Source organism: Acinetobacter sp. YH12128 (genome assembly GCF_013418655.1).
GTDB lineage: Bacteria > Pseudomonadota > Gammaproteobacteria > Pseudomonadales > Moraxellaceae > Acinetobacter > Acinetobacter amyesii.
Genome location: NZ_VPBO01000018.1, coordinates 78,635 through 90,771, shown reverse-complemented (window position 1 = coordinate 90,771; position 12,137 = coordinate 78,635). Strand labels below are relative to the sequence as shown.

The window sequence follows — 12,137 nt, the reverse complement described above, 5'->3', positions numbered from 1 at the left end:
AGTAACTTGGACCAGTGTTGATCATTTAGCATTGTTCGAGGCATAGCGAGTGTAAAATTGGGTTTGGCGATTTAATTTTACTATCTCGCTATTTTTTTAATCAACAAATGTCAACAGACCCTAATTATTGTAAATAAAGAAATAGAATTAATTAATGATCAACATTGAGCAGATGGCTATCATTCTTAATGCTTTGCCAGACCCTGCTTTTGTCATATCGCGTAGTGGAAAATACGTTGCGGTTTTTGGTGGGCGCGATAATCGCTATTACCACGATGGTTCCGGTCTTGTTGGTACCTATATTTCAGATGTGATCAAGCCAGATAAAGCCAACTTTTTTATGCAACTGATCGACCAAGCTCTAGCGTCAGGAAATCTACTCATCGAAGAGTACGAATTGAGCAATAGGGATGTAAAAGGTCTGCCCGATTATGGTCCTGAAGAGCCCATTTGGTTTGAAGTGCGCATCCAAGCCCTTAGTTTTTCGGTAGATGAAGAAGACGTTGTACTTTGGGTCGCAAGTAATATTTCAGCGCGTCACGACTTGGAAATCAAGCTGAAAGAACTCAGCCATACCGATCAGTTAACTGGTCTTTTCAACCGAAGAAAATTAGAGCATGACTTAGCATTACATTATGAGCCATACCTACGGCATTCCATACAGACCTCGATCTTGATGTTCGATCTTGATAACCTCAAAAAAATCAACGACAGCAAAGGTCATCATGTCGGTGATGAGGCAATCCGAGCAGTCGCAGATATTCTTCGTTTAACGCTGCGCAAGACTGATTGCGCCTGCCGCTTAGGTGGAGATGAGTTTGTGGTCGCATTACCCAACACGGGCTGTGAACAAGCCATTCAATTTGCCAAACGGATTCATGAACATTCCAGAAAAGAATTAAGTCGGTTTTCAATAGATAACGCCCATGTCACCGTGAGCATAGGAGTAACAACCATCATGCCTGAAGATTGTACCTACGAAGATACAATTAAGCGTGCTGATCTAGCGCTGTATAAAGCCAAACATGGCGGGAAAAATAGAATTGTCGCGGCGTAAGCGTGCGGCAGAAATAAACCAAATTTCACAGTCTATTTAGCAATTTGATATTCAAGCCGTTGTGATTGCTCAGCATGAGCTCTCTCCCCTTTTCAACATAAGTTCAGTTTAGATAGGTGTCCGATATGCAGCAAGCCATTGTTGATTTTGCCTTGGATGATGAAAATCATTGGTATGCTATTTTAGCTTGTGGCCATACACAGCATGTCCGGCATGATCCGCCTTGGCAAAACCGTCCTTGGGTTATCACTGAGCAAGGACGGAACGAAAAGTTAGGGGTAATGTTGGAATGTAAGAAGTGTGATGAAGAGAGTTTCGTATAAGAGATTTTATGTTAAATAGGGGTAATTAAAGATTGAATTTCAACCCCATTTTCATCAACTAATTCAATACCGACTGCTTTTAAACGATCTATAGGATCACCTGTTTTCAAACACCATCCATTAGGCATATTTGTTTTTAATCCTGAAAATTTAGTATCTAATTTTTTCTGTTCTTCATAGGAAATATGGGCTACACCAAGATTTCTTTGTAGAATTTTGGAGAGTTCAGCATCTGATAATTCATTGCTTTCAATTAATACCCATAAGTTGTTAAAGACATAAGCCATGGGAACAATATGTTCTTTCCATGGCTTAATAGCCATTGCTGATTTATTATTAAAAATATTCTTTGAGTATCCTTTAAAAAGCAGTTCATTTTCTGGATGAAATAAATGCTCCATTAATCTGGAGCTATATCCCCATGGTTTATTAATGTTTTCTTGAAGAGTGATAATGTTTTTTACATGTTGAATGATTAAATCACACGTGCTCTTAATATATTGATTAATATGTTCTTTTTCAGTCATGTTGGTTTTCCAAAAAATTACTGCTACCTTAGCGATTTTATTATAGTGATAAAATGAGTAATCTTAAGAAAGTTATTTTAATCCAAACAGATATTACAACATTCGCTGTACAGGCTATCGTTAATTCAGCGAATAAGTCTTTGCTTGGTGGCAGTGGGCTTGATTATATCATTCATAAAAAAGCAGGACCTTTGATGAAGACTGAATGTATTCAACTTCATCAAGAAAAAGGCGGGTGTTCAACTGGACAAGCAGAAGTTACTACTGCTGGAAACCTGCCTGCCCAATATCTTATTCATGCTGTTGGGCCAAGATGGTTAGATGGTGAGCGTAATGAGCCACAATTGCTTTGTGATGCTTATAGTAATGCGATTATGAAAGCTAACCATGTTGGTGTAAAAACTATTTCTTTTCCAAACATCAGTACAGGTGTTTATGGTTTTCCTCGCCAACTGGCAGCCGAAATTGCAATTGGTACCATACTTTCAACACTTCCCCAATATGACTGTGTTGAAGAAGTATTTTTTGTATGCCGAGATGATGAAAACTATTTAATTTATAAGGAGATACTTTCTAACATTAACGACCAAAAAATAAAAATACAGATTGAATAAATTAAATTATAGATAGCTCATATAAGAATCCTGCTACCAGTTTGGCTAAAAGCTCATGATCTTCTTGGGATTCAACGATATCAACCATTAAATCATCTAAACCCGTGTGTTCTTGAATGGTCACACCTTGGATTTCAAGATAAGTTAGCATCACTGCTAGCCCTGTTCTTTTATTTCCATCGACAAATGCATGCCCTTTAGAAATTGCAATACCAAACCATGCAGCAATTTCAAAGATATCACTCACATTACTGTAATACATTTGCTGATCTATACGGTTTAGGACGCTTTCCAGTTTCTCAATCTGGCAACCAGATCGACCTACACCTGTTTGAAGCAAAATCTCGTCATGTACAGCAATTACGAATGTCGAACTAATCAAGCTCATTTATAAGCTAACTCTTGTATTTCTGCTTTATGTTGCTGGATCACTCGTCTAGCACTATGCATAACAACTCGTTTAGTTGCTTCATCATTACTAAACTTTATAGGTAAAACTTGTCCAGAAACCTTTTCACGAGTAGATACTTGTTCAATATTATAATCTTTAAGACGTTTTCTCATATCGCTTACCATTCTAAGAGTGATCGTGTGTATTTTAACGCAAGTTTGTTGATCTAACAGTAGTGTTGGTCAAATTTGATAGTGTGAGTCTTTTTTTAGCACCGATCGTTCTGGATTTAAATTAAAAAAATCATAGACTTTATTAATTTTTGATTTATATAACAATGTCTTATCCAAATAAATAATTGATTTTTCTTTGTTGGTATCAAAAATTACTCGACCTCTTGGGATCTGTTCATACTCATAGTTTTGTAGTTCAGAATACTTTTCTTGCAATGTAATCCAATATTCAATATGTGTATATGGGCTATCAATCAGGCCAATAGAGTCTGCTTTCGTAATATTAAAGGAATGTGCAATACCAATGACTTGATTATTCCAGTACCAAAAGATCCCTATTTTCATTTATCTTTATGCCTAGTTTTAAGTTCAACTAAAATTAATATAATACGGATTATCCGAAAATATTCAGACAATAAAAAAGCCCGACATCCTGTCGGGCTTTTTCATATCGGGTTGCTAGTCTTACTGATCTCGTGCTGCCCATTCCTTGCGCTATTTTCTTATTCTTGTTTTCTAGAAACATCCAGTTCCCTTATGTATTCATCATAGGGCTAATGCTTTGGATTACCAATCCGCAAAATCCTTAAATCTGTGTAAGTTTTAGCTTACAAAGTTGGCCTATTTTATCCCAAGAGTTGTCCGCAGAAATTGGGGATAGTTTCGGGATGTGGGGTATTGATAAGCCAGAGAAAAACGACAATTTGATTAAATATTGATCAATTTTGTTGGCAGAATATATCAAAACTGCTCATAAAAAAGCCGACTTGTTTCAAAGTCGGCTTTTTACTGTTTTTGCGACCAAGGTGAAATTTTTAAGCGATTGATTTTTATATTAATATACAAGTGTATTGCGTATAATCGCCATTATGTTAAATGGGGTCTAAAAAAGGCTTTATTTGAGTTGAAGAATGGATGTAAAGAGGATGTTTCGGTTCTCCACTTTTATTTAATTCAAGATAGTACAGTTTGTCTTTCAGAAGCTGTTTTACAAAAGCTGACCGCTCTTTAAAAGCTCCATCGTTTCCCCAACAAGCAATGATGTGTTTTGACTGAGAAGCTAAACGGTATAGATATTCATCATTTTGAGTACCAATAGGATCTTCTTGAGCCATCATCTCTTGGGGTTTAGTGGCTCTATATGCAAATAGATTGGCCATATAAATACCTCCGCCCCCCCAACTTTTAGCAAAGTTAATACAGCGAGTTATAGTGGGATCATCTTGAACATGGTCTGCTGTCGAAGGATTTAATCCTATAAATGTAAATATGGGTTTATCCTTATCCCAAATTCTCCAAAGAGAATAACGATATTTACTGCATTCTGAGATTTCAGCACCCTTTTCCATTATAAATTTTTCCTAAAATTGACATAAAACGAGTTATAAAAAGTGTGGATACTGGAGCCACGCTTTTTTACTTCGTATAACTACCTACATTAAATACAGAACTACATTTTTTTCTATTTTTATAATTTTCTTTTTCTGTAGGTTAGAGACAATTATGGATCTATCTTCCTCTGAAATAGATCCTTTAAATTGAAACATAGCATCGATGAAATTTTCCAAGCTTTTTACTTTACTTGGACGGCTTTTAAGTAGTCGTTCTGATACATAATCTAAATCTATAGAGTTATCTTCTTTCACTTTTTCAACGTATTGTTCTTCTTCCTCTTTTCTTCCAGTTTGAATGAGTAGTTGAGCAAGTCGAAATTTATCGCGATAAGTCAGTTGTAATGTTAAATCTTTAATTTCTTCGTAAGTCATGTTTATAAATCAGATTTTGTACAATTTCATTAATTATAACCAGTTAGCTTGAAACATCTATTATTCTTATTGATATGGAGTTTTTAAAGTTTCACTAAAATTAACATAATACACGTTATACGAAATTCTTTAAATTTTCTATAAGTATCAATACTTTAACTAAAGCCGTTTCAGTAAATAGCGCACTGAGACGGCTTTTTATTGATTCTTCACGTTTAACGCCTACTTTTTAAGCAATATTTCACGTTTTTTGTTAGTTAGATGCAACAATCATCATTTAAAGACGTAAAAAAGGCAGCTTCAGCTGCCTTTTGAAATCCCGAAAAATTAGATGCCGTATTTAACACGGTACGCTTCCATTTTCGCCAAGGCTTCAGTTTCGCCTTTTGCATCTAAGAAAGTCATTAAATCTTTCATAGTGATTAAAGCATGTACAGGAATTTCGAGTTCTTTTTGCACTTCTTGAATCGCAGACAAATCGCCCTGACCTTTTTCTTGACGGTCTAGCGCCACCAATACGCCCGCAATTTGTGCACCGGCATTTTTCAGAATAGTTACTACTTCACGAATCGCTGTACCCGCAGTGATCACATCATCAATGATCCAGACTTTTTTACCTTCAACAGACGCACCAACCAATACACCGCCTTCGCCATGGTCTTTCGCTTCTTTACGGTTAAAGCCCCAAGGTACGCTCACACCATGGTTTTGTGACAGTGCGACAGCCGTAGCGGCTACAAATGGAATACCTTTATAAGCTGGGCCAAAGACCACTTCCACATTATCGCATTGTGTTAATTTAGCTGCATAGCCAGAAGCCAATAATGATAAGGCTTCACCATCGTTCAGTAGACCTGCATTAAAAAAATAAGGACTCACACGACCCGATTTTAAAGTAAACTCACCAAATTTAAGCACACCACGTGATAATGCGAGTTCGATAAAAGCTTGTGGATTAAATGCCGCTTGCGCTGTCATGAGGTGCTCCATTTTTTTAAGTTTGAGGTTAAACCTGAGCATGATACCAAAGAGTAGCTATCCAAGTGATCAAAAAATTTTACGTGTCGTTTCAATTAATGTGAATGGTCTGCGTTCCGCTGAAAAAAAAGGTATTTTTGACTGGATGGCAACTTCAGATGCCGATGTCATCTGCATGCAAGAAAGCCGCATTACCCATGAACAATGGACCGATAAATTTAAACCCGAAGGTTGGTTTACACACCTTTTCCCTGCAGAACGCCCAGGCTATGCCGGTACTGCGATTTATAGCCGCCTACCCTTTGTATCAGTGAAAGATGGCTTAGGCTTTGAATTAGCCGATAGCCAAGGCCGCTTTATTTCTGCTGAGTTCGATTTAGGACTTGGACAAACTGCACATATTTGCTCGCTCTACCTGCCTTCTGGTTCATCGGGTGAAGAAGCTCAGGCACGTAAAGATTTATTTTTAAACGAATACAAACAAATTTTGAAGCAATGGCGTGCTGAAAATAAGTCAGTGATTGTTTGCGGTGACTACAACATCGTGCATAAACGTATTGATATTAAAAATTGGTCTGGGAACCAAAAGGCTTCGGGCTGCTTACCACATGAACGTGCATGGCTCGATCATATTTATGATGAACTTGGCTATGTCGACACCTTCCGTGAGGTACGTAAAGAAGCCGAGCTTTACTCTTGGTGGTCTAACCGCGGACAAGCCCGTGCCAAAAATGTGGGTTGGCGTATCGACTACCATGCATGTTCACCTGACTGGAAAGAACGTACCGTGAATGCTTGGGTATTCAAAGATGAGTGGTTTAGCGACCATGCCCCAGTGATTATTGACTATAAAATTTAAGCTTTCAGCAATTAATTGAGTGAACGATTGTTTACTCAATTAGAGGTTATTTCTCACATTACATGACGAATTTGTGGATTTATCTCACAACTCGAACGTAGCATTATGGTCGCACGGCAAAGGGACATGTCAGGATGACACAAAAGGATTGGACGCCGAAGGAAGTATAAAAACAAACTAAATGATTTAGCTTGTTTTCAAGGATGTGACAATGGACGTTGGACTGAGACCCGCATGATCAGGATGATTAAATGCGGGTTTTCTCTTATCTAGCCCTTACATCTCTAGACTCCCCCAAATAAAACAGCTAAAAATTCGATCTGCACAGCAAATTCTTATTCTCGCTTTATTTTTACTTCTGACTGTGCAACCTTAGGCTGAATTTTCTAGTTATGGCATCGCTTTCTTTTCTGATTCGTTTTGTTCTGTAGGCTATTCTAAAACGCCAAAATGTCGTTTTGATGACAATGCCTAATATTTACAGCATGCGACTTGTACAGCAAAACATTTATTTCTTAATCCACATCACGATCGTGCTTTGAGCATTGATGAATTAGCCTGTAGGATAATGCTGAATTGTATTTTTTATCTTATTGTTTTGAATAATTGAGGACACCTGTTCATGCTTAAAATTTATGGCATCAAAAACTGTAATACCATGAAAAAAGCTTTCGACTTGCTCAACGAATTAGGCCTGACCTACGAATTTCATGACTATAAAAAACAAGCGATTGATGCTGAAACCGTAAAAAAATGGCTCGATGCCAAAGGTGCTGATGTGATTCTCAACAAAAAAGGCACCACATGGAAAAGACTCAGTGAAGAAGAGCAACAGACAGCCTTAGCCAGTGAAGAAAATTTGATTCAGTGCTTAACAGCGCATAGCAGCATGATTAAACGCCCAGTACTGGATACAGGTAGCGACTTATTGGTTGGCTATGATGAAAACGCTTACCGTGCATTGAAATAAATGTTTTCATCACACTCATGCACTGCCCTTGTTCAATTTTGACTGAGCAAGCAGTCATAAAAAAAGCCTGACATCGTCAGGCTTTTTGTTGGAATCACGTCAAATTAGTTGGCGCGGATCCATGTTTGGTTACGACCTAAAGCAGCAACACCAATAAAGCCGCGAAGCTCTAATTTTTTGCCGCCATCAGCCAATTGACCTTTTAACTTGTAAGTTTTACCTGATTGAGGATCCAAAATTGAACCGCTCTCATAGCTTGTACCACCTACATTTTTAAGACCGGTCACAATTCGCAAGCCTTTTAATGATTTGTTGTGATATGGGCCTTCACATTTTTTACAAGCGTTCTCTTCACCTGGTGTCAAAACTGACTGAATGCTCGCAGAAAGCGTACCATTTTTTTGCTCGGTGAATTTTACAATCGCTTTTGGCTGCTTGGTTTTATCATCAATGGTTTTCCAAGTTGTACCATTTAGCGGGTCTGCAGCATTTGCAAATGCGGCTAAACTCATCAATCCTAATGCTAGTGCAATTTTTTTCATTTTTGTTTATTTCCCTGGTCTGATATAGACGACATTAGTATCCAAAAGTCACAACAATTTATCAATTTTTGTATGTGACCGTTTAGTGTAACCTTGTAATTTGTGTTGGTAAATATGCTCACACGATTCCTAAAATAGAAAAAGATGGAAAGACAATGAAGATATCGCCACTGACGAAACAACTGATTACAGAAAGCATTTTAAAAACAACAATTCGTGGGCCGAGCCAGTTCAATTTACCGCCCAATACTTTAAGGTTTGCTTTGGAACAAATGTGTCGTGCATTTCCCCAAAACCCGGATGTACAAATTCGCCCGATTCGTTTAGCCGGCTTAAAAGCCGAAGAAATCAAACCGCAACAGGCATCGACCCAACTCATTTTTCATATTCATGGGGGCGCATTTTTCTTGGGTTCGATGAACACACATCGGGCGTTTCTGACTCAAGTTGCGGCACGCACGCAAATGCAAGTGTTACATTTGGATTATCCTTTATCCCCAGAAGCACAGTTTCCTGAAGCACTCGATGCCCTTTTTGATGTGTATGCAGTGTTATTAGATCAAGGGATTCAAGCCAAAGATATTATTTTGTCAGGCGACTCTTGTGGTGCAAACTTAGCGCTTGCCTTAGCCCTTAAAATTCAACAGGAACAACTTCCACAAGTCAGTGGTTTGGTGTTGATGTCACCGTTTTTAGACCTGACGTTGAGCAGTGAGTCCCTACGCTATAACCGTAAGCATGATGCGCTGTTAAGCATAGAAGCCCTCGAAACAGGCATTGATTATTATGTACCACGCTCGGTCGATCGAGCTGATCCATTGGTCTCGCCTTTTTTTGCCGAGCTCAAAGGACTGCCTCCGATTCATATTCAAGTGGGTTCTAAAGAAATTTTATTGGATGATGCGCAGCGCTTTAAAGTCAAAGCAGAAGAAGCCGGCCTAGATGTCGAATTTAAGCTGTACACTGGCATGTGGCATAACTTCCAAATGTTTAGCTCTTGGTTTGAAGAAGGACAACGTGCGCTGAGTGATTTAGCCGATTTTGCACACCGACTGGATCAGGACTAATCCCTGAAAACTAATTCCCTGAAACGGATCAAAGTCACCATAAAAAAAGGTCAGCAGATGCTGACCTAAGAGGGAAATATCAATCAATTAAATGGCTTGAATTTGAGCCTGAGCTGTCGCCATTGCTTGTGCTTTCATGTCAGGTCCCATATTGACACCTTCGGCACGAATCACATCAATATCGCTAACACCTGTAAAATTAAATACGGCTTTTAATAAACCTTCTTGATAATCTACAGGGCTGTTATCGCCATACACGCCGCCACGACTGCTGGCAATATAGACTTTTTTATCACCTGCCAAGCCCACTGGACCTTGTTCTGTATATTTAAAGGTACGACCAGCAACACTGATACGGTCAATCCATGCTTTCAAAGTTGATGGCAAACCGAAGTTATACATAGCAGCACCAACCACAACCACATCGGCATCTAAATACTGTTGCAACAACTGCTCGCCTAAAGCCGATTGTTCTGCATTTTGACCCATCAAAATTTCACTGCTGAGATGTGGAATCTGCTGTACAGCTAAATCGAGATGTTGAACCTGTGCCGCATCACCATGTTTTTGCTGTAGCTGTTGTACAATTTCAGCGCTGAGTTGACGTGAAACTGAAGCGTCGCCCATGATGCTTGAATCAATATGCAGAATTTTCATGACTAAAACCTAAAGCTGTTGTTATTAACTTGAGCCTAGTGTAATCACTTTTCATAAATAGAATAATCCCGATCCTTATGACACTATGTTTTATTTTTAGAACAATCATTTTGAACTCGCAAAAAATTTAAAATTACTGAGCGGTTCTTGACCGTTATCAAGTGTAAATTTTCATGCTAATGTAAGCCTATAAAATGATATCTATATAAACTTTAAGAAAAAAACTGATAACTCGAACAGGGCAATGACACAGGATGACGGTGAAATCAAGCATACGTGACATGATCCTCCGCAATAGAATCGCCCAGTATTTACTGGAAGATGAAGTGGTGATGAATTGGAGTATCCTGAAAAAGTGTATGCTCATGCTGATGCTTGGCTCAGCCATTCATCTGCTTTGGATCATCTGGAAATTTTATGTTTATGTCACGCCAGAACTTTGGCAGTGGGTTAACCTTGAGCTCATCCACTCTCAATTGTGGACCAACATCGTCTTTTTTTGCTTAATGGTCCTGCTGATTTGGCCTTGCTATGCTGGAAAAGATAATCCCAAGATTCAACTGATTTTGCCTTATCTTTCGGTCGGCTTATTCGTCATTTCTTTATGTCGTGATGGTTATTTAATTGGCATCATGAGTCCAGCCACTATGATCTCCTACGTGAGCCTTGTGACCGTTGGATTGGTACTATTTACACGAAAAATCGTCTATAGCATGCTGATTCCAGCCACGATTTTTTTATCCATTTGTATGTATTTAAGCATCCGCGGCATTATCCCCTATGCCCCGATTTTTCAACCTCATGCCTATGGCTATCAAAATAGTTTTTGGCTCTTCTCAATGATCTTTTTCATTGTTCCTATTTTATTAACCTGTTTGGCTTTATTTGAAATCTTACTCAGCCAATGGCGTCACCGAGAGCATCTGATTCAAAAACTTAGTCAAGTCGACCCACTGACCAATTTATTTAATCGACGCAGTATCAATCAATGTTTGGAACAGCTCGATAGTGCTAAAACAGATACATATGCACTGGTCTTATTGGACTTAGACCATTTCAAACGCATCAATGATGAATATGGACACGATAAAGGCGATGAAACCTTGATTCTCGTCAGCCAAGTATTAAACCAACATTTACGCGGTAGTGATGTGGTTGGGCGTTTTGGCGGGGAAGAGTTTATTTTGGTGTTAAAAAATTCTAACTTAGAACAAGCGATATTCATTGCAGAGCGCTGTCGAAAAGCCATTGAGCAGCTTGAAATTTGGGGACATGATGGTCAGTCAATTCATGTGACAGCCAGTTTTGGCATTGCGATTTCTACGCCAGAATTGGTACCGCAACAATTGCTGACCCATGCAGATCAAGCGCTATACGCAGCTAAAGCTGGCGGCCGCAACATGGTGATGGCCTACACCGAACAACAAAGCTTTAGCCATTTGGTTTAAAACTTTTATATAGGTAAGACGCGACATTAAGCTTTTAACGTGGATACTGTTCCATACGACGGACTGGCTGTTCCAGTTGAGCAGCCGCGATCCATGCCTCCACAGAAGGATGCTGCAAAATCTTTTGCATATAACGCTGTGTGTTGTCACTCACAGGTAACTGAAAGGTCTGTAAACGTGTTACCACGGGTGCAAAAAACGCATCGGCAATACTAAATTCACCGAATAAAAAGCCATCCACCGCAGCACGACTCGACCAAATCTGCTCGATTCGCGCTACTTCAGCACGTAATTCAGCATGTTCAGACCATAATCTCTGACCATGCCGACCATAATCCGCCTGCAGATTCATACTGCATAAGCTACGCAATTGCATAAAACTACTGTGCATTTCCGCGCAAATACTCCGTGCCCATGCACGTTGTGTAGCAGCTTTTGGCCACAACGGGAGTTCTTGAAACTGCTCTGCCAAATATTCACAAATCGCCAATGAGTCCCAAATCATCACACCGTCATGTTGCAGTAGGGGCACCTTGCCATTGGCATGTAGGGCTAACATTTGCTGCTTGAACGCTCCGCCATCTGCTTCTTCAGAAAAAGGAATCAAGATCTCTTGAAAGGGTAAATTAAACGCATGTAACACCAACCACGGTCGCATAGACCACGTCGAATAGTTTTTATTGGCAATATATAATTGCATCATTT

General features: G+C 39.1%; 17 protein-coding genes. 7 read left to right on the top strand and 10 right to left on the bottom strand.

Features of this window, described 5'->3' with window-relative positions:
• The first annotated feature begins 154 nt into the window (after positions 1 to 154).
• Together FTU64_RS11030 and FTU64_RS11025 are read left to right on the top strand one after the other, a co-directional pair.
• Complete coding sequence (locus FTU64_RS11030; protein ID WP_180054182.1) at positions 155 to 1,057, top strand: GGDEF domain-containing protein; 903 nt, start codon at positions 155 to 157, stop codon at positions 1,055 to 1,057.
• A gap of 125 nt (positions 1,058 to 1,182) precedes the next feature.
• Positions 1,183 to 1,380, top strand: coding sequence for a DUF3565 domain-containing protein (locus FTU64_RS11025; protein WP_180054181.1), 198 nt, complete (start codon positions 1,183 to 1,185; stop codon positions 1,378 to 1,380).
• An 11-nt stretch (positions 1,381 to 1,391) separates the two neighbouring features.
• Here the strand turns inward: FTU64_RS11025 and FTU64_RS11020 are convergent, their stop codons facing one another.
• Complete coding sequence (locus FTU64_RS11020) at positions 1,392 to 1,907, bottom strand: hypothetical protein (RefSeq protein WP_002125020.1); 516 nt, start codon at positions 1,905 to 1,907, stop codon at positions 1,392 to 1,394.
• Between the two features lie 53 nt (positions 1,908 to 1,960).
• On the opposite strand from FTU64_RS11020, the gene FTU64_RS11015 reads away from it, so the two are divergent.
• Positions 1,961 to 2,521, top strand: a complete 561-nt coding sequence (locus FTU64_RS11015) for a macro domain-containing protein (protein WP_168379858.1) — start codon at positions 1,961 to 1,963, stop codon at positions 2,519 to 2,521.
• 1 nt (position 2,522) lies between these two features.
• Here the strand turns inward: FTU64_RS11015 and FTU64_RS11010 are convergent, their stop codons facing one another.
• From FTU64_RS11010 to pyrE, 6 genes are all read right to left on the bottom strand, one after another.
• Positions 2,523 to 2,909: a type II toxin-antitoxin system death-on-curing family toxin gene (locus FTU64_RS11010; RefSeq protein WP_002125026.1), complete on the bottom strand. Its 387-nt coding sequence runs from the start codon at positions 2,907 to 2,909 to the stop codon at positions 2,523 to 2,525.
• Positions 2,906 to 3,085: a hypothetical protein gene (locus FTU64_RS11005; protein WP_168379859.1), complete on the bottom strand. Its 180-nt coding sequence runs from the start codon at positions 3,083 to 3,085 to the stop codon at positions 2,906 to 2,908. Before FTU64_RS11005 ends, FTU64_RS11010 begins: the two co-directional genes overlap by 4 nt.
• Positions 3,086 to 3,154: 69 nt before the next feature.
• Positions 3,155 to 3,490, bottom strand: a complete 336-nt coding sequence (locus tag FTU64_RS11000) for a hypothetical protein (RefSeq protein ID WP_168379860.1) — start codon at positions 3,488 to 3,490, stop codon at positions 3,155 to 3,157.
• 527 nt (positions 3,491 to 4,017) lie between these two features.
• Positions 4,018 to 4,494: a DUF1643 domain-containing protein gene (locus FTU64_RS10995; RefSeq protein WP_180054180.1), complete on the bottom strand. Its 477-nt coding sequence runs from the start codon at positions 4,492 to 4,494 to the stop codon at positions 4,018 to 4,020.
• Positions 4,495 to 4,578: 84 nt separating this feature from the next.
• Positions 4,579 to 4,911, bottom strand: coding sequence for a hypothetical protein (locus tag FTU64_RS10990; protein WP_180054179.1), 333 nt, complete (start codon positions 4,909 to 4,911; stop codon positions 4,579 to 4,581).
• Positions 4,912 to 5,238: 327 nt separating this feature from the next.
• On the bottom strand, positions 5,239 to 5,889 hold the full coding sequence (pyrE, locus tag FTU64_RS10985; protein WP_180041430.1) for an orotate phosphoribosyltransferase: 651 nt from the start codon (positions 5,887 to 5,889) through the stop codon (positions 5,239 to 5,241).
• A gap of 40 nt (positions 5,890 to 5,929) precedes the next feature.
• Between pyrE and FTU64_RS10980 the strand changes: the two genes are divergently transcribed.
• Together FTU64_RS10980 and FTU64_RS10975 are read left to right on the top strand one after the other, a co-directional pair.
• Complete coding sequence (locus FTU64_RS10980) at positions 5,930 to 6,748, top strand: exodeoxyribonuclease III (protein WP_180054178.1); 819 nt, start codon at positions 5,930 to 5,932, stop codon at positions 6,746 to 6,748.
• 622 nt (positions 6,749 to 7,370) lie between these two features.
• A complete protein-coding gene (locus FTU64_RS10975; protein WP_168379696.1) occupies positions 7,371 to 7,718 on the top strand; it encodes a Spx/MgsR family RNA polymerase-binding regulatory protein in 348 nt (115 codons plus the stop codon).
• Between the two features lie 104 nt (positions 7,719 to 7,822).
• Here the strand turns inward: FTU64_RS10975 and FTU64_RS10970 are convergent, their stop codons facing one another.
• Entirely contained in the window at positions 7,823 to 8,260 is a 438-nt protein-coding gene (locus tag FTU64_RS10970) for a DUF2147 domain-containing protein (protein ID WP_078190586.1), read from the bottom strand.
• A gap of 155 nt (positions 8,261 to 8,415) precedes the next feature.
• Between FTU64_RS10970 and FTU64_RS10965 the strand changes: the two genes are divergently transcribed.
• Positions 8,416 to 9,327: an alpha/beta hydrolase gene (locus FTU64_RS10965; RefSeq protein WP_180059753.1), complete on the top strand. Its 912-nt coding sequence runs from the start codon at positions 8,416 to 8,418 to the stop codon at positions 9,325 to 9,327.
• Between the two features lie 87 nt (positions 9,328 to 9,414).
• Here the strand turns inward: FTU64_RS10965 and FTU64_RS10960 are convergent, their stop codons facing one another.
• The gene (locus FTU64_RS10960) at positions 9,415 to 9,984 is read right to left on the bottom strand and encodes an FMN-dependent NADH-azoreductase (protein ID WP_078190588.1); all 570 of its coding nucleotides are present in this window, start codon (positions 9,982 to 9,984) and stop codon (positions 9,415 to 9,417) included.
• 281 nt (positions 9,985 to 10,265) lie between these two features.
• On the opposite strand from FTU64_RS10960, the gene FTU64_RS10955 reads away from it, so the two are divergent.
• Positions 10,266 to 11,432, top strand: coding sequence for a GGDEF domain-containing protein (locus FTU64_RS10955; protein WP_257222241.1), 1,167 nt, complete (start codon positions 10,266 to 10,268; stop codon positions 11,430 to 11,432).
• A 34-nt stretch (positions 11,433 to 11,466) separates the two neighbouring features.
• On the opposite strand, the gene FTU64_RS10950 is transcribed toward FTU64_RS10955, so the two are convergent.
• Entirely contained in the window at positions 11,467 to 12,135 is a 669-nt protein-coding gene (locus FTU64_RS10950) for a glutathione S-transferase family protein (RefSeq protein ID WP_180059751.1), read from the bottom strand.
• Positions 12,136 to 12,137 lie beyond the last annotated feature (2 nt).

Coding starts and splice junctions, on each gene's coding strand:
- FTU64_RS11030 (WP_180054182.1), top strand. CDS start 155: ATGATCAACATTGAGCAGATGGCTATCATTCTTAATGCTTTGCCAGAC.
- FTU64_RS11025 (WP_180054181.1), top strand. CDS start 1,183: ATGCAGCAAGCCATTGTTGATTTTGCCTTGGATGATGAAAATCATTGG.
- FTU64_RS11020 (WP_002125020.1), bottom strand. CDS start 1,907: ATGACTGAAAAAGAACATATTAATCAATATATTAAGAGCACGTGTGAT.
- FTU64_RS11015 (WP_168379858.1), top strand. CDS start 1,961: ATGAGTAATCTTAAGAAAGTTATTTTAATCCAAACAGATATTACAACA.
- FTU64_RS11010 (WP_002125026.1), bottom strand. CDS start 2,909: ATGAGCTTGATTAGTTCGACATTCGTAATTGCTGTACATGACGAGATT.
- FTU64_RS11005 (WP_168379859.1), bottom strand. CDS start 3,085: ATGAGAAAACGTCTTAAAGATTATAATATTGAACAAGTATCTACTCGT.
- FTU64_RS11000 (WP_168379860.1), bottom strand. CDS start 3,490: ATGAAAATAGGGATCTTTTGGTACTGGAATAATCAAGTCATTGGTATT.
- FTU64_RS10995 (WP_180054180.1), bottom strand. CDS start 4,494: ATGGAAAAGGGTGCTGAAATCTCAGAATGCAGTAAATATCGTTATTCT.
- FTU64_RS10990 (WP_180054179.1), bottom strand. CDS start 4,911: ATGACTTACGAAGAAATTAAAGATTTAACATTACAACTGACTTATCGC.
- pyrE (WP_180041430.1), bottom strand. CDS start 5,889: ATGACAGCGCAAGCGGCATTTAATCCACAAGCTTTTATCGAACTCGCA.
- FTU64_RS10980 (WP_180054178.1), top strand. CDS start 5,930: ATGATACCAAAGAGTAGCTATCCAAGTGATCAAAAAATTTTACGTGTC.
- FTU64_RS10975 (WP_168379696.1), top strand. CDS start 7,371: ATGCTTAAAATTTATGGCATCAAAAACTGTAATACCATGAAAAAAGCT.
- FTU64_RS10970 (WP_078190586.1), bottom strand. CDS start 8,260: ATGAAAAAAATTGCACTAGCATTAGGATTGATGAGTTTAGCCGCATTT.
- FTU64_RS10965 (WP_180059753.1), top strand. CDS start 8,416: ATGAAGATATCGCCACTGACGAAACAACTGATTACAGAAAGCATTTTA.
- FTU64_RS10960 (WP_078190588.1), bottom strand. CDS start 9,984: ATGAAAATTCTGCATATTGATTCAAGCATCATGGGCGACGCTTCAGTT.
- FTU64_RS10955 (WP_257222241.1), top strand. CDS start 10,266: ATGATCCTCCGCAATAGAATCGCCCAGTATTTACTGGAAGATGAAGTG.
- FTU64_RS10950 (WP_180059751.1), bottom strand. CDS start 12,135: ATGATGCAATTATATATTGCCAATAAAAACTATTCGACGTGGTCTATG.